Source organism: Pseudomonas sp. NY15354 (assembly GCF_048068075.1).
GTDB classification, from domain to species: domain Bacteria; phylum Pseudomonadota; class Gammaproteobacteria; order Pseudomonadales; family Pseudomonadaceae; genus Aquipseudomonas; species Aquipseudomonas guariconensis_C.
The window spans coordinates 35,231-56,386 of sequence record NZ_JBLUPV010000023.1 but is presented as its reverse complement, the minus strand read 5'-3'; the positions used below and the strand labels follow the sequence as shown (position 1 = coordinate 56,386).

The 21,156-nt window shown below is 63.4% G+C and carries 19 protein-coding genes; 6 read left to right on the top strand and 13 right to left on the bottom strand.

Annotated elements, in window-relative coordinates:
• Positions 1–54: 54 nt before the first annotated feature.
• Positions 55–213 (bottom strand): YqaE/Pmp3 family membrane protein, encoded by a 159-nt coding sequence (locus ACNFCH_RS19335; RefSeq protein ID WP_009681539.1) that lies wholly within the window; start codon positions 211–213, stop codon positions 55–57.
• Positions 214–377: 164 nt separating this feature from the next.
• Complete coding sequence (locus tag ACNFCH_RS19330) at positions 378–1,655, bottom strand: aspartate aminotransferase family protein (protein WP_337159218.1); 1,278 nt, start codon at positions 1,653–1,655, stop codon at positions 378–380.
• 188 nt (positions 1,656–1,843) lie between these two features.
• Between ACNFCH_RS19330 and ACNFCH_RS19325 the strand changes: the two genes are divergently transcribed.
• The gene (locus tag ACNFCH_RS19325) at positions 1,844–2,767 is read left to right on the top strand and encodes a LysR family transcriptional regulator (protein ID WP_196165366.1); all 924 of its coding nucleotides are present in this window, start codon (positions 1,844–1,846) and stop codon (positions 2,765–2,767) included.
• Positions 2,768–3,090: 323 nt separating this feature from the next.
• Here ACNFCH_RS19325 and ACNFCH_RS19320 read toward each other — a convergent pair whose 3' ends face one another.
• From ACNFCH_RS19320 to bioB, 9 genes are all read right to left on the bottom strand, one after another.
• Positions 3,091–4,869: an acyl-CoA dehydrogenase C-terminal domain-containing protein gene (locus tag ACNFCH_RS19320; protein ID WP_416743321.1), complete on the bottom strand. Its 1,779-nt coding sequence runs from the start codon at positions 4,867–4,869 to the stop codon at positions 3,091–3,093.
• 132 nt (positions 4,870–5,001) lie between these two features.
• On the bottom strand, positions 5,002–6,288 hold the full coding sequence (locus ACNFCH_RS19315) for a diguanylate cyclase (RefSeq protein ID WP_416743319.1): 1,287 nt from the start codon (positions 6,286–6,288) through the stop codon (positions 5,002–5,004).
• Positions 6,289–6,551: 263 nt separating this feature from the next.
• On the bottom strand, positions 6,552–8,357 hold the full coding sequence (locus tag ACNFCH_RS19310) for a phenylacyl-CoA dehydrogenase (RefSeq protein ID WP_070090691.1): 1,806 nt from the start codon (positions 8,355–8,357) through the stop codon (positions 6,552–6,554).
• A 298-nt stretch (positions 8,358–8,655) separates the two neighbouring features.
• Positions 8,656–8,952, bottom strand: a complete 297-nt coding sequence (locus ACNFCH_RS19305; protein ID WP_416743317.1) for a pyrroloquinoline quinone biosynthesis protein PqqE — start codon at positions 8,950–8,952, stop codon at positions 8,656–8,658.
• Between the two features lie 118 nt (positions 8,953–9,070).
• On the bottom strand, positions 9,071–9,751 hold the full coding sequence (gene bioD, locus ACNFCH_RS19300; RefSeq protein ID WP_337159215.1) for a dethiobiotin synthase: 681 nt from the start codon (positions 9,749–9,751) through the stop codon (positions 9,071–9,073).
• 1 nt (position 9,752) lies between these two features.
• Entirely contained in the window at positions 9,753–10,577 is an 825-nt protein-coding gene (bioC, locus tag ACNFCH_RS19295; RefSeq protein ID WP_416743315.1) for a malonyl-ACP O-methyltransferase BioC, read from the bottom strand.
• The gene (locus ACNFCH_RS19290) at positions 10,570–11,301 is read right to left on the bottom strand and encodes an alpha/beta fold hydrolase (RefSeq protein ID WP_323114709.1); all 732 of its coding nucleotides are present in this window, start codon (positions 11,299–11,301) and stop codon (positions 10,570–10,572) included. The genes bioC and ACNFCH_RS19290 overlap by 8 nt, the downstream gene beginning before the upstream one ends.
• Positions 11,294–12,466 (bottom strand): 8-amino-7-oxononanoate synthase, encoded by a 1,173-nt coding sequence (bioF, locus tag ACNFCH_RS19285; RefSeq protein WP_416743314.1) that lies wholly within the window; start codon positions 12,464–12,466, stop codon positions 11,294–11,296. The genes ACNFCH_RS19290 and bioF overlap by 8 nt, the downstream gene beginning before the upstream one ends.
• 1 nt (position 12,467) lies before the next feature.
• A complete protein-coding gene (gene bioB / locus ACNFCH_RS19280; RefSeq protein WP_070090697.1) occupies positions 12,468–13,526 on the bottom strand; it encodes a biotin synthase BioB in 1,059 nt (352 codons plus the stop codon).
• A 90-nt stretch (positions 13,527–13,616) separates the two neighbouring features.
• Here bioB and ACNFCH_RS19275 point away from each other — a divergent pair, with 90 nt between their 5' ends.
• From ACNFCH_RS19275 to rarD, 4 genes are all read left to right on the top strand, one after another.
• Entirely contained in the window at positions 13,617–14,354 is a 738-nt protein-coding gene (locus tag ACNFCH_RS19275; protein WP_337159211.1) for a ComF family protein, read from the top strand.
• Positions 14,355–14,478: 124 nt separating this feature from the next.
• Positions 14,479–15,243, top strand: coding sequence for a TOBE domain-containing protein (locus tag ACNFCH_RS19270; RefSeq protein WP_416743313.1), 765 nt, complete (start codon positions 14,479–14,481; stop codon positions 15,241–15,243).
• Positions 15,244–15,332: 89 nt separating this feature from the next.
• The gene (locus ACNFCH_RS19265; RefSeq protein ID WP_337159209.1) at positions 15,333–16,307 is read left to right on the top strand and encodes a serine/threonine protein kinase; all 975 of its coding nucleotides are present in this window, start codon (positions 15,333–15,335) and stop codon (positions 16,305–16,307) included.
• 63 nt (positions 16,308–16,370) lie between these two features.
• Positions 16,371–17,258: an EamA family transporter RarD gene (gene rarD / locus ACNFCH_RS19260; protein WP_196165355.1), complete on the top strand. Its 888-nt coding sequence runs from the start codon at positions 16,371–16,373 to the stop codon at positions 17,256–17,258.
• Positions 17,259–17,486: 228 nt separating this feature from the next.
• On the opposite strand, the gene ACNFCH_RS19255 is transcribed toward rarD, so the two are convergent.
• On the bottom strand, positions 17,487–18,005 hold the full coding sequence (locus tag ACNFCH_RS19255; protein WP_337159208.1) for a glycine cleavage system protein R: 519 nt from the start codon (positions 18,003–18,005) through the stop codon (positions 17,487–17,489).
• A 462-nt stretch (positions 18,006–18,467) separates the two neighbouring features.
• Here ACNFCH_RS19255 and ACNFCH_RS19250 point away from each other — a divergent pair, with 462 nt between their 5' ends.
• On the top strand, positions 18,468–20,645 hold the full coding sequence (locus tag ACNFCH_RS19250) for a malate synthase G (protein ID WP_337159207.1): 2,178 nt from the start codon (positions 18,468–18,470) through the stop codon (positions 20,643–20,645).
• Between the two features lie 33 nt (positions 20,646–20,678).
• Here the strand turns inward: ACNFCH_RS19250 and ACNFCH_RS19245 are convergent, their stop codons facing one another.
• Positions 20,679–21,128, bottom strand: a complete 450-nt coding sequence (locus ACNFCH_RS19245) for a response regulator (RefSeq protein WP_230393037.1) — start codon at positions 21,126–21,128, stop codon at positions 20,679–20,681.
• Positions 21,129–21,156 lie beyond the last annotated feature (28 nt).

Below are 21,156 nucleotides of genomic sequence, written 5' to 3'. Positions count from 1 at the left end.
CCCGCCCACAGGACTGGCGATAATCCCTGTCGGAGCGGGCTCCCCCGTGAAGTGTCAGCGCTTGGCGATGATGTACACCGCATGCACGATGCCCGGGATGTAGCCCAGCAACGTCAACAGGATGTTCAGCCAGAACGCGCCGCCGAACCCGACCTGAAGGAACACGCCCAGCGGCGGCAGGATGATGGCGATAATGATGCGGATGAAATCCATGGTTGTCTCTCCTGGAGGGGTTTCAAAAGAGACTAGCCGCGCCGCGTCAGGGTTCCACGGGCAAGCGCCAGGCAAAAAAAACGCCCCGGGCCAAAAACTGCTGGCCAAGGGCGATGCGCAGGAACGCGAGACGGTTCGTTGAAATTCGTGTTGCCCGGGGTCGGTCAGGCCGACACCTCGCGGCGACTGTGTTGCTGGGCATGCAGGCGGGCAAAGGCGCGGGCCAAGCGCAAGAGCATCTCGTCGATGTTGCCCTTGCTCACGGTCAGCGCTGGCGAGAAGCGCACCACATCGGCCTGCGGCGCATTGAGCAGCAGCCCCTCGTGCAGCGCTGCCGCGACCAGCTCGCGAGCCAGGTCCTCGTGCAACTGCAGCGCCCAGAGCAGCCCTTGACCACGCACTTCACCCTGACCATAACGACCGGCCAGCCGGCTGAGGCCTTCACGCAGATGCCGACCGCTGTCCTGCACGTGTTCGAAAAAGCCTGGCTCCAGCACGGTCTCAAGGACCGCAAGGCCGGCCGCGCTCATCAGCGCGTTGCCGTGATGACTCCCCTCAAGCTCCCCTGGTTCGGCGCAGCATGCGCTGCCCCGGGCCAGCAAGGCCGCCAGCGGCACGCCGCCACCCAGGCCTTTGCCCAAGGTGATGATGTCGGCGCGTACGCCATAGGTCTGCTCGGCGAGCAAGGCGCCACAACGGCCGATGCCCGTCTGCACTTCGTCGAGGATCAGCAAGATGCCCAGCTCGCGGCACAGGCGCTCGACCCCTTGCAGATACTCGCGAGTCGCCGGGATCACCCCCGCTTCGCCCTGGATCGGCTCGAGCATGATCGCCACGGTGCGCGAATCCACTGCGGCGTGCAGAGCGGCCAAATCGTTGAACGGCACCTTGCTGAAACCTGGCAGGCCCGGCTCGCAGCGATTGCAGGGCAGCGGGTCGGAGGCCGACAGCGCCCCCAGGCTGCGCCCGTGGCAGGCCTGATTGGCAGTGATGATGTGATAGGCGCCGTTGCGGTGCAGTTGGCCCCATTTGCGCGCCAGCTTGATGGCGCCCTCGCAGGCTTCGGCACCGCTGTTGAGCAGATAAGCCTGGTCGCTGCCGGTGCTCTGACAGAGCCGATCGACCAGGCTCAGCAGACCACGGCTGTGGAACCCCGCGCCTGGGTTGATCAACGCCTGGGCCTGGTTACCCAGCGCCTTGACCAGCACGCTGGGGCTGTGCCCCAGGCTGTTGACGGCGCAGCCCTGGGTGAAGTCCAGGTAGGCGTGGCCCTGGTTGTCCCATAGCCAGGAGCCCTGACCCCGCACGAAGACCTGAGGCGCCCGCTCGGCGCTTGGCATCAACCGCTCGCGGGACGGCTCCGAGGCCACCGGCGCACTCACCGGAGCAGGCTTGGGCTCGGCAGCGGCAGGGGCCGAACGGCGCAGGTTGAACAGGTTCATCGGGGCTCCAGCCAATCTCGGGCAGGTTCGGCAGCGGTTTATTTTGCCGTGCCTATCAAAAGTGTTTTTCTCTGCGGGTAACAATCGACTTTATGAGCGCTGTAACCCGTTGGAATACGGCGATAGACTAGGCTTACAGCCGACATTCGGCCATTCCGTTTTTTAAGCTTTTTCGATAAGTAAACCTTATGGATTTTCGCCAACTGCGCTATTTCGTCGCGGTGTACGAAGAAGGCCATGTGGGCAGAGCCGCCGAGCGCCTGTCACTGTCCCAGCCCGCGTTGTCACAGCAGATTCGCCAACTCGAACACAGCCTCGACCTGAGCCTGTTCGAGCGCAGCAACAAGCGCCTGCTGCCGACCCTTGCCGCACACACGTTGTACAACCATGCCCTACCCCTGCTCGACGGCCTGCAACGTGCCCATGACGCGATGCGCAACTTCAAGGGTCAGTCCCTGCGCACACTGGCCATCGGCGTGCTGCAGACCGTACGCCCGAGCCTGGTGCCGCAGTTGCTGGAGCGCGTGCGCAGGGCCCAACCGCACCTGGTGGTGCAGATCTACGAGTTGTCGGGACTGGAGATCGAGCGACGCCTGCTCAATGGCGGCCTGGATATCGGCATCAGTTACCTGCCGCCGCGCCAGCCGGGATTGCATGGGCTTTTGCTGTACGAAGATGAGCTTCAATTAGTCATCCCCAATACCCACCCGCTGAAGGACTTCAAGAAAGTCTCGTTGCGCCAAGCGGCTGAACTGCCCATGTTGATGCTCGGCGAAGAGTTCCAGATCCGTCAGATCTGGCAGGCGCAATTGGCGAGCCTGGGGCGTAGGCCGCAGGTGCAGGCGGAGATGAACAACATGGCGGGGATTCTCGACAGCCTGGCGCACACCGCCTTGGCAACCATCCTGCCCGGCCGGGCAAAGGATGCAGCCGAAGACGACCAGGGCTTGTTGTGGAAACCTTTGAGCGAGCCACGTGTGCCGCTGAAGGTCGGCCTGGTGTTCCGCGATGCCCAGCGCCAGCAGGCCTCGGTGGAGCTTTTGCGTACGCTGCTTGAGGAAGAGACCGACGCCCGTCTGCCGGGCGTTTCGCCCTTGGACGTGCTTGGCTGAAAAACGAGCGGACAAAGAAAACCCCGCCGAAGCGGGGTTTTCCAGACTGTTTCCCTTGACGTCCCTATCGCCCCGCCACCCTGGCAGGAAATCCTACGTTGTCCCTGTTCTGTCCATTGCGCATCCTACGCTACGTCCATGGGGTAAAGATTAGCCGTGGATCCAATTTCAGAAAAGAGGAAAAAAGCCACCACGTCGTGTAAGAAATCACTTACACAAAAGTCTCAAAAGACGACACGCCGTGGAATCGCACCCGAAAAAAAGCCCACCCCTACGCGGCCAACGATGACCGTGTAGGAGCGGGCTTACAACCTAGCGCCGAATCAGAACTGCGCGGCGTCGAGCAGATACAACGTCTCGCTTCCTGCCTTCACCGACGCCACCAGCGAATCCACGCGCGGCAGCAAACGGGCGAAGTAGAAACGTGCGGTGCCAAGCTTGGCGTCATAGAACGCCTCGTCTCCGTCGCCAGCCCGCGCAGCGCGCGCCATCAGGGCCCACATGTAGCCATAGGCCACGTAACCGAACGCCTGCAGGTACTCAACCGACGCCGCGCCGATCTCGTTGGGATTACCCTTGGCCTGTTCCATGACCCATTCGGTCAGCCCGTCGAGTTGTTCGAGCGCGGCGGCCAGTGGCTGGGTGAACTCACCCATCTCGGCGCCAGCGCTGGCAATGAACTGGCGGATCTCATCGGAGAACAGCCGGTAGAACGCGCCGCCGCTGCCCACCACCTTGCGCCCCATCAGGTCCAGGGCCTGGATGCCGTTGGTGCCTTCATAGATCTGGGTGATGCGCACATCGCGCACCAGTTGCTCCTGCCCCCACTCGCGAATGTAACCGTGGCCGCCAAACACCTGCTGACCGTGCACGGTGCATTCAAGGCCCAGGTCGGTGAGGAAGGCCTTGGCCACCGGTGTCAGCAATGCCACCAGCTCTTCACTGCGCTTGCGCGTGGCGGCGTCTTCGCTGTACTTGGCGCTGTCCAGCTGCATCGCGACATAGGTGGAGAAGGCACGGCCCCCTTCGATCAGCGCCTTCATGGTCAGCAGCATGCGACGGACGTCCGGGTGCACGATGATCGGGTCAGCGGCCTTGTCCTTGGCCTGCGGGCCGGTCGGTGCTCGGCTCTGCAGGCGCTCGCGGGCGTATTCGACGGCGTTCTGATAGGAGCGCTCGGCCGACGCCAGGCCCTGAATCCCCACGCCCAGGCGTTCGTAGTTCATCATGGTGAACATGGCCGCCAGGCCCTTGTTCGGTTCACCCACCAGGTAACCGGTGGCGTCATCGAAGTTCATCACGCAGGTGGCCGAGGCCTGGATGCCCATCTTGTGTTCGATCGAGCCACAGGTGACCGGGTTGCGCGCGCCCAGGGAGCCATCCTCGTTGACCAGGAACTTGGGCACCAGGAACAGCGAGATACCTTTGGGGCCGGCTGGTGCATCCGGCAGCTTGGCCAGCACCAAGTGGATGACGTTCTCGGTCAGGTCATGCTCGCCGCCGGTGATGAAGATCTTGGTGCCGCTGACCTTGTAGCTGCCGTCGGCCTGGGGCGCGGCCTTGGTGCGGATGATCCCGAGATCGGTACCTGCATGGGGCTCGGTCAGGCACATGGAGCCCGCCCAGACACCGGCATACATGTTGGGCAGGTACTTTTCCTTCAGCGCCTCGCTGGCGTGGGCGTTGATCGACAGGCAGGCGCCTGCGGTCAGCATCGGGTACAGGCCAAAGGCAAGGCTCGAGGCGTTGACCATCTCTTCGACCTGCGCCGAAATGGCTTTGGGCATGCCCATGCCGCCAAACAGCGGGTCGCCGCCCACGCCCACCCAACCGCCCTCGGCATAGGTCTTGTAGGCCTCGATGAAGCCGGCCGGGGTGCGCACCGCGCCGTTGTCCCAATGGCAGCCTTCTTCGTCGCCGCTGCGGCTGAGCGGGGCGATGGTCTTGCCGGTGACCTTGCCCGCCTCTTCAAGCACGGCCATGGCGGTTTCCTGATCGACCGCCTCGGCCAAGGCCGGCAGTTGCGACCAGAGCTTGGCTACCTCGAAGACTTCATTCAGAACGAAACGCATGTCGCGCAGCGGCGCTTTGTACTCAGCCATGACAACCTCTCGCTATCAGGTCGGGGGCGATCCCGAAGGACCGCGACACTAGATTGAAGCCAGTGTAACCGAACAACTTTTACGAGACATAGGGTCATCATGCGACTGGATAGTCACTTAAAGTCACGAAACTCATGACGCCATGCGAACCGCCCCGCGTCGTGAATGCTGCCCGAAAACCATGACGCAGTTACGACCGGCACCTTTGGCGCTATAGAGCGCCTCATCGGCGGACTTGAGCACTTCATCGGGCGAACGATGCTCCACCTGACGCTCCGCGACACCAATACTGATGGTCACCGACACCGTACTGCCCGCGCTCCCCGCGCGGCGCTGACGCCCGGCCGAATCGTCCTGTGGGCGGTTGTTCTGGTCTCGCAGCTGGATCGCATAGTTGGCGATCATCTCTCGCACCGCCTCCAGGTGCGGCGTGCACTCCTCGACGGTCTTGCCGGCGAAGACCAAGGCGAACTCCTCCCCGCCATAGCGATAGGCACGCCCCCCGCCGGTGACGCGCCCCAACCGACTGGCGACCAGCCGCAATACCTGGTCACCGACATCGTGACCATGGGTGTCGTTGAATTTCTTGAAGTGGTCCACGTCGGTCATGGCGATCACGTAGTTACGCCCCAACCGCTGCATGCGCTCATTCAGCGCGCGGCGCCCCGGCAGGCCGGTCAGCTCATCGCGAAAGGCCATCTGATAGGCCTCATGGGACACCGCCGCGGCAATCATCAGCATGACCTGGCTGCACATGATGTTCAGGGTGAACGGCAGGATGAATGTCTTGGGCAGCATCCAGAAGATACCGATCAGGCCGATGATCTGCGCCGCATGCAAGGGCCGCGGCTGGCGCAGGTACTGCACCACCAAGAGAATGAACATGCCTAGGAACAAAGGGTAGGCCAGCTGGATCAGGCTCATCCATTGACCATGCAGCGATGGCCAACGGATTTCCGCCAACCAGCTCAGCAGGGCCTGGGGGAAACTTTGTTCCAACGCCACCGCCACACTGCCGACGGCGAACAGCACGGCGAAGCGGGCGAGCAGGTCCTGGGCCAGGTGAGTGCGTTCCTGCCACGCCGCGAACAGCCCGAACAGAATGGGCAACAGCAGGCAGACCAGATGGAACACGACCGCCGCGTCCTCCCGGACCCGACCGTTGTCGCGGTAGAAATCAGTCTGCGTGTCGAGCAGGAAATAGGCGATGTACACCGTGACCATCAAGAACAGCTCGCGCTGACGACGGTAAACGGCGCAATAGGCACCCCCGAGCAACAGCACCAATGTCGGCAGTACATTGAACAGGGAGGTGAAGAAGACGCTGAGGTCTCTCACATAGGCTGCCGCCAGCCCTGACAGCAACAGAAACAAAGAGGGCAGGAAATGGCTCGCGCGTACAGCGGATAAACGAAACAAAAGGCAATCTCCGACCCGGCAGATCAATAATAGCATTGTGCCTTTACTTCATCGGCAGCGCACATGAATAGATGAATACATCGGGCAATCAGTGCAGACAGGAACTGTGTCCGGGCATGTCGGATACCGGGCTCTTCAGGACTCGCTCTAATGGCGCCTGCCCGCATAAGGGCCGGGGCAGGCAATATCCGCAGGGGCTGGCAAGCGGGCATAAAAAAACCGCCTGCCGGTGAAGGCAGACGGTTTTCAGGCTACTGCTTGGCTCAGCAGGACAGACCGAAGTCTTCTTCCTTCATGGCCATCAGGTTGCCCGCGCCGGACAGCATTGCTGCCACGTGTGCACGGGTGCGCGGCAGGATGCGCTGGAAGTAGAAACGCGCGGTTTGCAGCTTGGCGGTGTAGAACGCCTCTTCGCTGGTGCCGGCAGCCAGCTTCTCGGCGGCCAGGCGGGCGATGTCGGCCCAGAAGTAGGCCAGGCAGGCGTAGCCGGAGTACATCAGGTAATCCACCGACGCGGCACCGACTTCCTCGCGGTCCTTCATCGCGGCCATGCCCACTTTCATGGTCAGCTCGCCCCATTCCTTGTTCAGCGCGGCCAGTGGCTCGACGAATTCCTTGACGGCTTCGTTGCCTTCCTGGGCCTGGCAGAACTTGTGCACGATCTTGGTGAAGCCTTTGAGTGCCTCGCCTTGGGTCATCAGCACCTTGCGACCGAGCAGGTCCAGCGCCTGGATACCGGTGGTGCCCTCATAGAGCATGGAGATACGGCTGTCGCGCACGTTCTGCTCCATGCCCCACTCGGCGATGAAGCCATGGCCACCGTAGATCTGCACGCCGTGGTTGGCGGCTTCGAAGCCGACTTCGGTCATGAAGGCCTTGGCGATCGGGGTCATGAAGGCCAGCAGGGCGTCGGCTTTCTTGCGCTCTTCCTCGTCCTGGCTGTACTTGACGATGTCCACCTGTTTGGCGGTGAAGTAGACCATGGCGCGGTTGCCTTCGGCGAAGGCCTTCATGGTCAGCAGCATGCGACGTACATCTGGGTGCACGATGATCGGGTCGGCGGCTTTTTCCGGGGCCTTCGGACCGGTCAGCGAACGCATCTGCAGACGCTCGCGAGCGTATTTCAGGCCACCCTGGAACGCCACTTCGGCATGGGCCAGGCCCTGCAGCGCGGTGCCCAGGCGAGCGGTGTTCATGAAGGTGAACATGCAGTTCAGGCCCTTGTTGGCAGGGCCGATCAAGAAGCCGGTGGCGCCGTCGAAGTTCATCACGCAGGTGGCGTTGCCGTGGATACCCATCTTGTGCTCGAGAGAGCCACAGCTCACGGCGTTGCGCTCGCCCACACCGCCTTCGGCGTTTGGCAGGAACTTCGGCACGATGAACAGCGAGATGCCCTTGGTGCCCGCCGGGGCATCGGGCAGGCGGGCCAGGACGATATGGACGATGTTGTCGGCCATGTCGTGTTCGCCAGCGGAAATGAAGATCTTGGTGCCGGATACCTTGTAGGAACCATCCGCCTGAGGCTCGGCCTTGGTACGCAGCATGCCCAGATCGGTGCCGCAGTGCGGCTCGGTCAGGCACATGGTGCCAGTCCACTCACCGGTCACCAGCTTGGTCAGGTAGGTGTGCTGCTGCTCGGCGGTGCCGTGGGCAGACAGGGTGTTCATGGCGCCATGAGAGAGGCCCGGGTACATGCCCCAGGACCAGTTGGACTCACCGACCATTTCGCTGATGGCAAGGCCCAGGGACTCCGGCAGGCCTTGGCCGCCGTGCTCGACGTCATGCGCCAGGCTTGGCCAGCCGCCTTCGACGAACTGCTGATAGGCCTCTTTGAAACCGGTCGGGGTCTTAACGCCCGACTCACTCCAGGTGCAGCCTTCCAGATCACCGACACGGTTCAGCGGGGCCAGCACCTGTTCACAGAATTTCGCGCCTTCCTCGAGGATCGCGTCGACCATGTCGGGCGTGGCGTCCTGGCAACCCGGCAGGCTCTGATAATGCGCCTCGTAGCCGAGCAGCTCGTCACGAACGAAGCGAATATCACGCAAGGGGGCTTTGTATTCAGGCATAGCGATGAACCTCTGTGATGAGTCCAGTGAAGAGACCGCAGATACCAACCAGCTCTTGGCGGCTTTCGGTCAAACAGTTGTTTGAAACTTACGTTTAGCTCAGCCCAATGTCAAGGATGGACCATCGTTCCATTTACGCCGCGAAACATGACATAAACGCCATCGGCTCAGATAACGGCGCAGGCGCGGGTTTACCCGCGGACAGGGCTATGCAGACAATCGAGCTGCCTGGCGTCAGAAACTCAGCGGACAAGACCACCGCTCTCCAAGGAGTCTAGGCGGTGCGTGAGGGGTTGGATCAGGCGTAGGTATCGATGAACCGGCCAAGCATTTCGTCCGAGGCCTTGGCGACTTTCACGCCCAGCGCGACTTCATGCTTGCCCAGCGCCAACTCGACGGTGCTGGTGGCCATGTCCATCTGCTGGCTGCGATCGACCGCGCGCAGGCGCTCGACCTGATAGTCGCTGGACTGGCTGGTGGCGGCACGCTCGACGGTGCTGCTGGCGATTTGACTGGCGGCTTGGTCGACTCGGTTCTGCCCGGCCTGGATAGCGCCAAGGCCCGCGTAATAGGCAGTGCTACCGGTGATTTCCATGTCAGGACTCCAAAGACGCAGGATGCAGGGTCAGGCTTATTAAAGCAGCCGATCGCGCAAAAGGCCCGTTTAAATACCTAATAGCCTTGTGCCACTCAATAGACAATATTGTCGGCTTTCAATCCAGCAGATCCAGGTGCAGGTGCTCCGCCACCGCCTCGGCCGTGGCCTGCTTGAGCCTGGGTACCCGCCCCAGGCAAGGGGCCGGCAACCGCTCGGCGAGGCTTGCGAGGTTTTCTTCCAGGCGCGAAGTCCGCGGATCGACGATATTGGCCACCCAGCCTGCCAATTGCAGCCCATCCCGGGCGATCGCTTCAGCGCTCAGCAGCGCGTGGTTGATGCAGCCCAGGCGCACACCCACCACCAGGATTACCGGCAGCTTCAAGGCAATGGCCAAGTCCGACAGGTTGGCATGCGCAGACAACGGTACCCGCCAGCCCCCCGCGCCTTCCACAAGGGTGAAGTCGGCGCCCTGGGTCAGTATGTGCTGCATGGCCGTCAGCAGCACGGGGACTTCCAGGCTGACACCCGCCTCCCGCGCAGCCACATGAGGCGCGATGGCCGGCTCGAATGCGAACGGATTGACCTGCTCGTAAGGCAGCTTCACCGAGCTTTCGGCGATCAGCGCCAGCGCGTCGGCGTTGCGCAGGCCCTTGGCCCCCGCTGTGCAACCGGATGCCACCGGCTTGGCGCCCAGGGTGCTCAAACCCTCCAGACGCGCGGCATGCAAAAGCCCGGCGGCGATGGTGGTCTTGCCGACATCGGTGTCGGTACCGGCGATGAAATAGGCCTGGCTCATCTCATGCCTCGTCTGCCAAGGGTTTGCGCAGCACGCCGTAGACCACCTGGTAGGTGGCCGGCAGACCCTCGGGCTGGCGGAAGCCTTCGTAGGCCTGCAACAAGCCCTGCATCCGCGCCCGCCCGGTCAGCCCCGAAGGCCGCCCAGGATTGAGGTTGTGCGCCCCCAAGGCCTTGAGCTCGTGGGTCAGGCTGCGCACGTCCGGGTAATGCAGTACATGAGGGCGACGCTCTAGGCCCAGCACCTGCAGGCCACTTTGTCCACAGAGTCGCTGGTAGTCCTCGAAGCGTCGGAAGCGATTGACGTGAACCAGGCCGTCTACCGCCTGCCAACTGGCGCGCAGCTCATCCAGGGTGCCGACGCACAGACTGCTGAACGCCAGCACGCCGCCTGGGCGCAGCACGCGACGGGCTTCGCTCAGCACACTGCCGAACTGGTCGCACCATTGCACCGCAAGGCTCGAGAACACCAAGTCCACACGCCCATCGCGCAGCGGCAGCCGTTCGGCATCGCCGGCCACATGGTGGCGCGCACCACCCTGTTCACGGGCATGGCGCAGCATGCCTTCGGCGATGTCCACCGCCACACCGGTCGCCGCGCTGAAGCGCTCGGCCAATGCACGGCTGAAATGGCCGGTGCCACTGCCCAGATCAAGCCAGTGCGCCGGCTGCAGACCGGCAGGGAGCTGGTCGAGCAGCGCCAGGCCCACCGCCCGCTGCAAGGCCGCCACGCTGTCGTAGCTGGCCGCTGCGCGGGAGAACGAGGCCGCTACCTGGCGCTTGTCCGGCAGGGTACCGGGCAGGGTCGGACGGGAAAGATCAGTCATCGCCACTCTCATGCAGGAAACTCTTGATGCCCGCCGCCAGCTCCTGTGGATATTCCAGCAGGAAGGCGTGGGAACTGTCTTCGACCAGGCCGACTTCCACGTCAGGCAACAGCTCGCTCAAGGCCTTGGCTGCCTCCGCCGGCACCAGCGCATCGCTGCCGGCGAACAGGTGCAACTGAGGCCCGCCGTATTGCTCCAGGGCATTGCGGGTATCCAGCTTGGCCAGGACTTCCAGCCCTGTGGCCAGATAAAGCGGATCGGTGTCCGGCACGCCGACACCCAATTGACGCAGCAGCGTGCGCGGCATCTGCGCGCCATCGCTGCACAGGCTGCGGAACCGCTTGAGGGTCACTTGGGGGTGGCTGCGACATCCATCGAGAAAGGTGCCGAAGGTGTCCACCGCCATGCCATGGGGCCAGTCGGGACGCTGGACGAAGCTCGGGTTGCTGCCGAGCGTCACCAGGCCACAGCAGTGATCGCCGCGCTTGTGCGCCAGCGCACTGGCGAGCATGCCGCCGAACGACCAGCCGCCCAGCCAGCTGTCGGTGGGCAGCTTGCGGTCGAGGTAGTCGACCCAGGCCTGGACATCGTCATCGGCAAGCTCTGGCAGCGGCATCAGCTCGACCTGCAGGCGCGAATCCTGGGCCCTGAGACTTGCTGCCAGTGGCTCCAGTGCAGCGGTGCCCAGGCCCCAGCCGGGCAAGAGGATCAGTCGGTTACGCATCGGCGGACTCCAGCAGTGGGTAACACTCGGCCAATGCATTCAACAATAGCTGGACCTGGGCCTCGCTGTGGGCTGCACTCAAGGTCACGCGCAGGCGGGCGCTGCCGGCGGGAACAGTCGGTGGGCGGATCGCGGTCACCAGCAAGCCCCGCTCGCGCAGCATCCGCGACAACTGCAGGGCCCGCGCGCTGTCGCCGATCAGGATCGGCTGGATCGCCGTCGGGCTGTCCATCAACGCCAAGCCGATCTGCTCGGTGCCCTCGCGGAACTGGCGGATCAACGCCGCCAGGTGCTCGCGACGCCACGTCTCGCGGCGCAGCAGCTCCAGGCTCTTGAGCGTGGCGCAGGCCAGCGCCGGCGGCTGACTGGTGGTGTAGATATAAGGACGGGCGAACTGTACCAACGCCTCGATGAGCTCCTCGCTGCCGGCCACGAAAGCGCCAGCGGTGCCGCAGGCTTTGCCCAGGGTGCCGATCAGCACCGGCACGTCCTCCACGCCGAGGCCGAAATGCTCGACGATGCCGCCACCGTGGGCCCCGAGCGTGCCCAGGCCATGGGCGTCATCGACCATCAGCCAGGCGTCACGGGCGCGGGTGGCCTTGGCCAGCGCGGGCAGGTCGGCCAGGTCGCCATCCATACTGAACACGCCATCGGTGACCACCAGGGTATTGCCGCTCGCCTTTTCCAGGCGGCTGGCCAGGCTCACGGGGTCGTTGTGCAAGTAGCGACTGAAACGCGCGCCACTGAGCAGGCCGCCATCGAGCAGCGAGGCATGATTGAGACGATCCTGCAGCACGGTGTCGCCCTGCCCCACCAATGCGGTGATGGCGCCAAGGTTGGCCATATAGCCGGTGGAAAACAGCAGCGCGCGTGGGCGCCCGGTGAGCTCGGCCAGGGCTTCTTCCACCTGGTGGTGAGGCGTGCTGTGGCCGACCACCAAATGCGAGGCGCCCCCGCCCACACCCCAGCGCTCGGCGCCTGCACGCCAGGCGGCGATCACTTCGGGGTGGTTGGCCAGGCCCAGGTAATCGTTGCTGCAGAAAGCCAGCAGTGGCTGACCATCGACCACGACTTCCGGCCCCTGGGGGCTTTCCAGCAACGGCCGCTGCCGGTACAGGTCCGCAGCGCGCCGTTCGGCCAGGCGCGCCGCCAGGTCGAAGGCCATGTCAGGCCTGTGCTGCGTCGTAGAACAGCTCGCTGCTGCGTTGCTCGACCAGCGCCTGCTCGATGGCCGCCTGGTGCACTTCATCGGCGTGTTCTTCACGCGCTTCAGGCTGGATGCCCAGACGGGCGAACAGTTGCATGTCCTTGTCGGCTTGCGGGTTGGCGGTGGTCAACAGCTTCTCGCCGTAGAAGATCGAGTTGGCGCCAGCCATGAACGCCAGGGCCTGCATCTGTTCGTTCATCTGTTCGCGGCCGGCGGAGAGGCGCACATGGGACTTGGGCATGAGGATGCGTGCTACCGCCAGCATGCGGATGAAGTCGAAGGGGTCGACGTCTTCTTCTTCGGCGAGCGGCGTACCAGCAACCTTGACCAGCATGTTGATCGGCACCGACTCCGGGTGCTCCGGCAGGTTGGCCAACTGGATCAGCAGGCCTGCGCGGTCATCGAGCGACTCGCCCATGCCCAGGATGCCACCGGAGCAGATCTTCATCCCGGCATCGCGCACATAGGCCAGGGTCTGCAGGCGCTCGCCGTAGGTGCGGGTAGTGATGATGCTGCCGTAGAACTCCGGCGAGGTGTCCAGGTTGTGGTTGTAGTAGTCCAGGCCGGCTTCGGCCAGGGCCTTGGTCTGCTCCTGGTCGAGCTTGCCGAGGGTCATGCAGGTTTCCAGGCCCATGGCCTTGACGCCTTTGACCATCTCCAGCACGTACGGCATGTCCTTGGCCGAGGGGTGTTTCCAGGCTGCGCCCATGCAGAAGCGGGTCGAGCCGATGGCCTTGGCCCGAGCGGCCTCTTCCAGCACCTTCTGCACTTCCATCAGTTTTTGTTTTTCCAGCCCGGTGTTGTAGTGACCGGACTGCGGACAATATTTGCAATCTTCCGGGCAGGCACCGGTCTTGATCGACAGCAGCGTGGAAACCTGCACGCGGTTGGGGTCGAAGTGGGCGCGATGCACGGTTTGCGCCTGGAACAGCAGGTCATTGAACGGCTGTTGGAACAGGGCTTTGACCTCGGCCAGGGACCAGTCGTGACGTGTTGTTGCAGTTGTGCTGGCGCTCATCGGCGTTTCCTTGTTTAGGCTCTTGCTGGCGCCGGGACAGGAACAGCCCGCCAGCGCATCACGGATAGCTCGCATACTCAGGGAAGGCCCATGGACTGTCAACCACTCGCAAAATACCTGGTTTACAAGTGTACAAATATTAATCAACGCTGTTTGCTTTGCGACGAACCCACTGACCAGGCCTACTCTCTGTGTACCGAGTGCGAGCACGCCCTACCGTGGCTGGACGATCACTGCACCCGCTGCGCGCTGCCGCTGCCCATGGCCGATTTGACCTGCGCTCAGTGCAGCCGCCGCGCGCCGGCCTTCGATCAGGTTGTAGCGACCTGGTATTTCGGCTTTCCCATCGACACGCTGGTGAGCCGGTTCAAGCATCACAGCCAATGGCCGCTCGGTCGGTTGATGGCGCGATTGCTGGGTCAGGCGCTGCTGCACGGCTTTGCCGAGGGCTTGGCAAAACCTGACCAGTTGTTGCCCGTCCCCCTGACTGCCCGTCGACTGCGCCGACGAGGCTTCAACCAGGCGGCCTTGCTGGCGAGATGGCTGGGCGGGCAGGTGGGCATTCCCTGCAACGAGCAGTTGTTGCGACGGGCGCGCGACACCCCTGCCCAACAGACCCTCGGCGCCAAGGCCCGCCGGCGCAACCTGCGCCAGGCATTCGGGCTTGTTTGCGATGCGCGGCTCGACGGCCTGCACTTGGCTATCGTCGACGATGTCCTGACCACGGGTGCCACCGCCCAAGCCATCGCCGCGCTGCTGCGCAAGGCCGGTGCCCGTCGGGTCGATGTGTATTGCCTGGCGCGCACGCCCAAGCCAGGCCAGATGTGAGGGCAACACCGCCGGCGCCTTCGCGGAGAGCGCGCTCCTGCAGTTGCAATGGAGTCACCTTGTCTTGACTTGCCAGCAGGCCACCGGCACCGTCTCAGCATCTTCACCAAGACCGACGCCTGCCATGTCCCTACCAGCCCTGCTCACCCAGCACATCGCCCGTCGCCCCCAGCGCATCGCCTTGCTCCAGCATGTCGCTGACCAAGGCTCGATCACCCGCGCAGCCAAGGCCGCCGGCATCAGCTACAAAGCCGCCTGGGACGCCATCGATGAGCTCAACAACCTGGCCACCCAGCCGCTGGTGGAGCGCAGTACGGGAGGTCGCGGAGGTGGCGGCGCACGCCTGTCGGTCGAAGGTGAGCGGGTATTGCGCCTGTACCAGCGCCTGCAGAGCCTGCAGGCACAGCTGCTGGAAGCCGCCGAAGACAGCAGCGACCTGGACCTGCTCGGCCGCCTGATGCTGCGCACCAGCGCGCGCAACCAACTGCAAGGACGTATCAGCGGGTTGCGCCGCGAAGGCCGCCATGACCGCGTCAGCCTGAACCTGGGCGGCGGGCTGCAGATCGAAGCGCTGATCACCCGCGGCAGTACCGAACGCCTGGAACTGGCACTCGATACCACGGTGGTCGCGCTGCTCAAGGCCGGGTGGGTGCAGTTGTTGGTCGCGTCCGACCCGGTCGACGCGGGGAGCAATTGCCTGAAAGCCACCGTCGAAGATGTACTGCCCGACGACGACGGGCCAAGCGAAGTGCGGCTGGTGCTAGGCAACGGGCAGACCTTGTGCGCCTTTGCCGAAGTGGCCTGGCTGGCAGAGCATCAGGTGCAGATCGGTAGCCCAGTGCGCGTGCAGTTCCACCCGTCCTATGTGCTGCTTGGGGTTCCGGTGTAACGCAGCCGCCTCCTACATGGGCCGGGCGCGGCCGCTGGCCAACCTGCGGTACCATGGCACCTTATCCTGCCGCCGTGCCCGGAGCCTTCATGTCCCACCCCTTCGACACCCTCACCCCCGACCTGGTCCTGGACGCCGTGGAAAGCCTGGGCTTTCTCAGCGATGCCCGGGTGCTGGCCCTCAACAGCTATGAGAACCGGGTCTATCAGGTAGGTATCGAAGGCGCGCAACCGCTGATCGCCAAGTTCTACCGTCCCGGGCGCTGGACCGACGACGCCATCCTCGAGGAACACCGCTTCAGCGCCGAACTGGCCGAATGCGATGTCCCGGTGGTAGCCCCCCTGCTGCACGAAGGCCGCAGCCTTTTCGAACACCAGGGCTTTCGCTTCACGCTGTTTCCACGCCGCGGTGGTCACGCCCCGGAGCCGGGCAACCTCGATCAGCTCTACCGCCTGGGCCAATTGCTCGGTCGCCTGCACGCAGTAGGCGCTGCTCGCCCCTTCGAGCACCGCGAAACACTGGCGGTGGATAACTTCGGACACGCCTCGCTGCAAACGTTGCTCGATGGCGACTTCGTGCCCAACGAACTGCGACCAGCCTTCGAATCCGTTGCCCGCGACCTGCTGCAACGGGTCGAGCGCCTCTATGCCCGCACCCCACATGAGGTGATCCGCCTGCACGGCGATTGCCATCCAGGCAACCTGATGTACCGCGACGAGGCCTTCCATATCGTCGATCTGGATGACTGCCGCATGGGCCCTGCCGTCCAGGACCTGTGGATGATGCTCGCCGGCAGCCGCGAAGAGCGCATGGGCCAGTTGGCGGAGCTGATCGACGGCTATAACGAATTCCACGACTTCGACCCACGCCAGTTGGCCTTGATCGAACCCTTGCGCGCCCTGCGCCAGTTGCACTACAGCGCCTGGCTGGCCAGGCGCTGGGACGACCCGGCGTTCCCGCCGAGCTTTCCCTGGTTCGGCCAGCCGCGCTATTGGGGCGACCAGATACTCGCCCTGCGCGAACAGATCGCCGCACTCGATGAAGAACCGCTGAAATTGTTTTAGAAGCGATAGGCGGTCTGTCTACAATAGGCGTGCAGTATTTAGTTACCTAAGCAAGGAATCTCCATGCACGCCGCCAACCCGCGCCGCGGGTATATCCTGGGCCTGAGCGCCTACATCATCTGGGGACTGTTCCCCCTGTACTTCAAAGCCATCCAGAGCGTTCCGGCGGTGGAGATCATCGTTCACCGGGTACTCTGGTCGGCGCTGTTCGGCTCGCTTCTGTTGCTGGTCTGGAAGCACCCGGGCTGGTGGCGCGAACTGCGTGAAAACCCGCGTCGCCTGGGCATCCTGGCCCTGAGCGGGGCACTGATCGCCGGCAACTGGCTGACCTACGTGTGGTCGGTGAACAACGGCCGCATGCTCGAAGCCAGCCTGGGTTACTACATCAACCCGTTGGTGAACGTCCTGCTGGGCATGCTGTTGCTCGGCGAGCGCCTACGTCGCCTGCAATGGCTCGCGGTGGGGCTGGCGGCGGTGGGCGTGGCCCAGCAAGTGTGGCAGGTCGGCAGCCTGCCTTGGGTATCGCTGGTGCTGGCGTTGTCGTTCGGCTTCTATGGCCTCATCCGCAAGCAGGCACCGGTGGCGGCGCTACCCGGATTGGTGGTGGAAACCTGGATGCTGGTGCCCCTGGCGGCCGGTTGGTTGCTTCTCAACCCAGAGGCGAGCAGCGCTCAAGCCAGCTTCTACACCAGCAGCGAAGCCCTCTGGCTGATGGCAGCCGGACCGGTCACCCTGGTCCCGCTGGTGTGCTTCAACGCCGCCGCGCGTCACCTGCCCTACACCACTCTGGGCTTCCTTCAGTACCTGGCGCCGACGCTGGTTCTGCTGCAGGCGGTGCTGCTGTTCGGTGAACACCTGTCGTCCAGCACCCTGCTGGCGTTCGTGTTCATCTGGGCAGGTCTGGCCCTTTATAGCGTCGATGCCTGGCTGAGCCTGCGCAAGCGCGCCTGATCAAAAAACGATCAAATCTTTGCAGGCCACGTGTATCGTGGCCTGCAGCGAGATCTCCAAAGGTTATCCACACCCTCGTCCCCGTGCTTTGTGCACAACGCCTTGATATCTGGACATTTTTTGCTCAAATCTCGGGAAGCCCCGGCAGGCCTGGGCCACAGCAGTACGCCCCCAGGTTATCCACAGCGCCGCCCCCATGAATCTGGGATAACCGCAACCCCAAGTGGGTTAATCCTCAGGCCGCAGCTTCAGCTCGACCATCAGATCATCCGCCAGGCTTTCCAGCCGCCGCTGCAGGTCATCCAGCGACAGCGTCAACGGCAGCGCCAGCAATGCATCGGCGCAGAACAGCGGCTCGCTGCTCATCGGTGCCGGACGCACCTCGGTGGTGAAGCGCTCCAGGTTGACGCCCTGCTCGGCCAGCAACCGGGTGATATCGCGCACGATCCCCGGCCGATCGTTACCCACCAGCTCCATGGCGATCGGTTTCCAGGTGCAAGAAGGCTCGATGCCACTCTCGGCGATCAGCACGCGGATGTCGTGGCTTGAAAGCTTGTGCAAGGCCTCCACCAGATCGTCATAGGACTCGGCCGGCACCGCCACGCGCAAGATCCCGGCAAATTGCCCGGCCATCCGCGACATGCGACTCTCCAGCCAGTTACCGTTATGCTCGGCAATGCATTGGGCGATACGCTCGACCTGCCCGGCTTTATCGGGGGCGATCACTGTCAGTACGAGATGGTCCACGGGCCGCTCCTGAGCTCTGCTGTTAGGTCTTGGACACCGCTGCGCGCGGCGAAATACGGGGACATCGCCTCAGTATAGGCAAGGCGCGGCAACCTGCCGCAGGGCGGTTCGCACAACGAATCGTGTACTGTTTCAAGATTTATCTGGAACAATCCACCTGTTTTTTGCGAACATATCCACTCCCAGCGTGACCATACGCGACCGATTGGTCGCACAACGACGCTTTTAGTCTGATTTTCACCTGCCTACTGCCTCATGTAGTATGCCTCGGTGCGGACTACAAAACGTCGTTTGGATGTCTGCCAAGGCGCCTGTGAAAATACGCAACCCGCCCGTCAGCCCGTCTGGCGAGCCGCACCCAGCCGCGCTCATATCACGAGGGCAAGTACTGGTGCCGTGTTTAGAGAAGCGCTACAGGCTTAATACAGAAGAGCGAAATAGCTGAGCAGAGTGAGGCAAGCAATGACTGGATACGTTCAAGTCGGTGGCCTTCAGGTCGCCAAGGTCCTGTACGACTTCGTCAACAACGAAGCCATGCCAGGTACCGGCATCGTCGCCGAGCAGTTCTGGGCGGGTGCGGAAAAGATCATCAACGACCTCGCTCCAAAGAACAAAGCCCTGCTCGCCAAGCGCGACGAACTGCAAGCCAAGATCGATGCCTGGCACCAGGCACGTAAAGGCCAGGCCCATGACGCCGTGGCCTACAAGAGCTTCCTCCAGGAAATCGGCTACCTGCTGCCACAAGCCGACGATTTCCAGGCCACCACCGAGAACGTGGACGAAGAAATCGCCCACATGGCCGGCCCACAGCTGGTCGTGCCGGTGATGAATGCCCGCTTCGCCCTGAACGCCGCCAACGCCCGTTGGGGTTCGTTGTATGACGCGCTCTATGGCACCGACGCCATCAGCGATGAAGGCGGCGCCGAGAAAGGCCAGGGCTACAACCCTGTCCGCGGCAACAAGGTCATCGCCTTCGGCCGCGCCTTCCTCGACGAAGCCGCACCGCTGGCCGCTGGCTCCCACGTGGACTCCACCGGCTACCGTATCGACGGCGGCAAGCTGATCGTCGCCCTCAAGGGCGGCAGCAACAGCGGCCTGCGCGATGACGCCCAGCTGATCGGTTTGCGTGGTGACGCGAGCGCCCCGACCGCCATCCTGCTCAAGCACAATGGCCTGCACTTCGAGATCCAGTTCGATGCCAGCACCCCGGTCGGCAGCACCGACGCCGCCGGCGTGAAAGACATCCTGATGGAATCGGCACTGACCACCATCATGGACTGCGAAGACTCCGTCGCCGCTGTCGATGCCGACGACAAAGTCGTGGTCTACCGCAACTGGCTGGGCCTGATGAAAGGCGACCTGTCCGAGAGCGTGACCAAAGGCGGCAAGACCTTCACCCGCACCATGAACCCCGACCGCGAATACACCGCGGCCGCGGGCGGCACCGTCACCCTGCACGGTCGTTCGCTGCTGTTCGTGCGCAACGTTGGTCACTTGATGACCAACCCGGCGATTCTCGATGCCCAAGGCAACGAGATTCCTGAAGGTATCCAGGATGGCCTGTTCACCAACCTGATCGCCCTGCACAACCTCAAGGGCAACACCAGCCGCAAGAACACCCGCACCGGCAGCGTCTACATCGTCAAGCCGAAGATGCACGGCCCAGAAGAAGTGGCGTTCGCCGCCGAAATCTTCAGCCGCGTCGAAGACCTGCTGGGCATGAAGCGCAACACCGTCAAGGTCGGCATCATGGACGAGGAGCGTCGTACCACGATCAACCTCAAGTCCTGCATCAAGGCCGCTGCCGAGCGCGTGGTGTTCATCAACACCGGCTTCCTCGACCGCACCGGTGACGAAATCCACACCTCCATGGAAGCCGGCGCCGTAGTGCGCAAAGGCGCCATGAAGAACGAGAAGTGGATCGGCGCGTACGAGAACAACAACGTCGACATCGGCCTGGCCACCGGCCTGCAAGGTCGTGCCCAGATCGGCAAGGGCATGTGGGCCATGCCTGACCTGATGGCCGCCATGCTCGAGCAGAAGATCGCTCACCCGCTGGCCGGCGCCAACACCGCCTGGGTACCGTCGCCAACCGCCGCCACGCTGCACGCCCTGCACTACCACAAGGTCAACGTGCAGGCGCGTCAGCGCGAGCTGGCCAAGCGCGCGCCGGCTTCGGTCGACGACATCCTGGCCATCCCACTGGCGACCGACACCAACTGGTCGGACGAAGAGATCCGCAACGAGCTGGACAACAATGCCCAGGGCATCCTGGGTTACGTGGTCCGCTGGATCGACCAAGGCGTGGGCTGCTCCAAAGTGCCGGACATCAACGATGTCGGCCTGATGGAAGACCGCGCCACCCTGCGCATCTCCGCCCAGCTGCTGGCCAACTGGCTGCGTCATGGCATCGTCAGCCAGGAGCAGATCATGGAAAGCCTCAAGCGCATGGCCGCAGTGGTCGACAAGCAGAACGCCGGGGATGCCCAGTACCGCCCGATGGCACCGAACTTCGATGACAACATCGCGTTCCAGGCCGCTATCGAGCTGGTCGTCGAAGGCACCAAGCAGCCGAACGGCTACACCGAGCCAGTGCTGCACCGTCGTCGCCGCGAGTTCAAAGCGCGCAACGGGCTGTAAGACCTTTTGGGGCCGCTCTGCGGCCCCAATGCTTTACTCGATCCCCAATTCCTTCCTCACCAGCTCCAGCAACCTGTCCAGGTCCACCGGCTTGAGCAGGAAGTCCACCACCCCCAGGTGCATCACGTCCACCGCCTCCTTCACATCGGTGTCGCCCGACACCACGATGATCGAGAGGGCTGCGCACTGGGACTCGCGCACCTGCCGAATCAGTTCCAGCCCGTCCTTGGGCTCCATGCGCAGGTCGGTGATCATCAGGCCGATGTTTGCCCTGCGCTTGAGCAGGCCCAGCGCCGCCTGGGCACCGTCAGCGGTGATGCAGTCGATGCCTTTGGACTTGAGGTAAACGCACAACGCTTCGCGGTTCGCGACATCGTCGTCCACCACCAGCACCCTTTGCGCAGGGGCCGGCGGAGCGGTCAGCGTGGCCAATGCCTCGCGCTCGTCGTCACTCAGGATGTCGTCATGCTCGGCCATGGTCATCTCGTCAAAAAAATCCCGTTCTACCAGT

Excerpts from the sequence above, each read along its gene's own strand:
- ACNFCH_RS19335 (WP_009681539.1), bottom strand. The coding sequence starts at position 213 with ATGGATTTCATCCGCATCATTATCGCCATCATCCTGCCGCCGCTGGGC.
- ACNFCH_RS19330 (WP_337159218.1), bottom strand. The coding sequence starts at position 1,655 with ATGAACCTGTTCAACCTGCGCCGTTCGGCCCCTGCCGCTGCCGAGCCC.
- ACNFCH_RS19325 (WP_196165366.1), top strand. The coding sequence starts at position 1,844 with ATGGATTTTCGCCAACTGCGCTATTTCGTCGCGGTGTACGAAGAAGGC.
- ACNFCH_RS19320 (WP_416743321.1), bottom strand. The coding sequence starts at position 4,869 with ATGGCTGAGTACAAAGCGCCGCTGCGCGACATGCGTTTCGTTCTGAAT.
- ACNFCH_RS19310 (WP_070090691.1), bottom strand. The coding sequence starts at position 8,357 with ATGCCTGAATACAAAGCCCCCTTGCGTGATATTCGCTTCGTTCGTGAC.
- ACNFCH_RS19305 (WP_416743317.1), bottom strand. The coding sequence starts at position 8,952 with ATGGAAATCACCGGTAGCACTGCCTATTACGCGGGCCTTGGCGCTATC.
- bioD (WP_337159215.1), bottom strand. The coding sequence starts at position 9,751 with ATGAGCCAGGCCTATTTCATCGCCGGTACCGACACCGATGTCGGCAAG.
- bioC (WP_416743315.1), bottom strand. The coding sequence starts at position 10,577 with ATGACTGATCTTTCCCGTCCGACCCTGCCCGGTACCCTGCCGGACAAG.
- ACNFCH_RS19290 (WP_323114709.1), bottom strand. The coding sequence starts at position 11,301 with ATGCGTAACCGACTGATCCTCTTGCCCGGCTGGGGCCTGGGCACCGCT.
- bioF (WP_416743314.1), bottom strand. The coding sequence starts at position 12,466 with ATGGCCTTCGACCTGGCGGCGCGCCTGGCCGAACGGCGCGCTGCGGAC.
- bioB (WP_070090697.1), bottom strand. The coding sequence starts at position 13,526 with ATGAGCGCCAGCACAACTGCAACAACACGTCACGACTGGTCCCTGGCC.
- ACNFCH_RS19275 (WP_337159211.1), top strand. The coding sequence starts at position 13,617 with ATGGACTGTCAACCACTCGCAAAATACCTGGTTTACAAGTGTACAAAT.
- ACNFCH_RS19270 (WP_416743313.1), top strand. The coding sequence starts at position 14,479 with ATGTCCCTACCAGCCCTGCTCACCCAGCACATCGCCCGTCGCCCCCAG.
- ACNFCH_RS19265 (WP_337159209.1), top strand. The coding sequence starts at position 15,333 with ATGTCCCACCCCTTCGACACCCTCACCCCCGACCTGGTCCTGGACGCC.
- rarD (WP_196165355.1), top strand. The coding sequence starts at position 16,371 with ATGCACGCCGCCAACCCGCGCCGCGGGTATATCCTGGGCCTGAGCGCC.
- ACNFCH_RS19250 (WP_337159207.1), top strand. The coding sequence starts at position 18,468 with ATGACTGGATACGTTCAAGTCGGTGGCCTTCAGGTCGCCAAGGTCCTG.
- ACNFCH_RS19245 (WP_230393037.1), bottom strand. The coding sequence starts at position 21,128 with ATGACCATGGCCGAGCATGACGACATCCTGAGTGACGACGAGCGCGAG.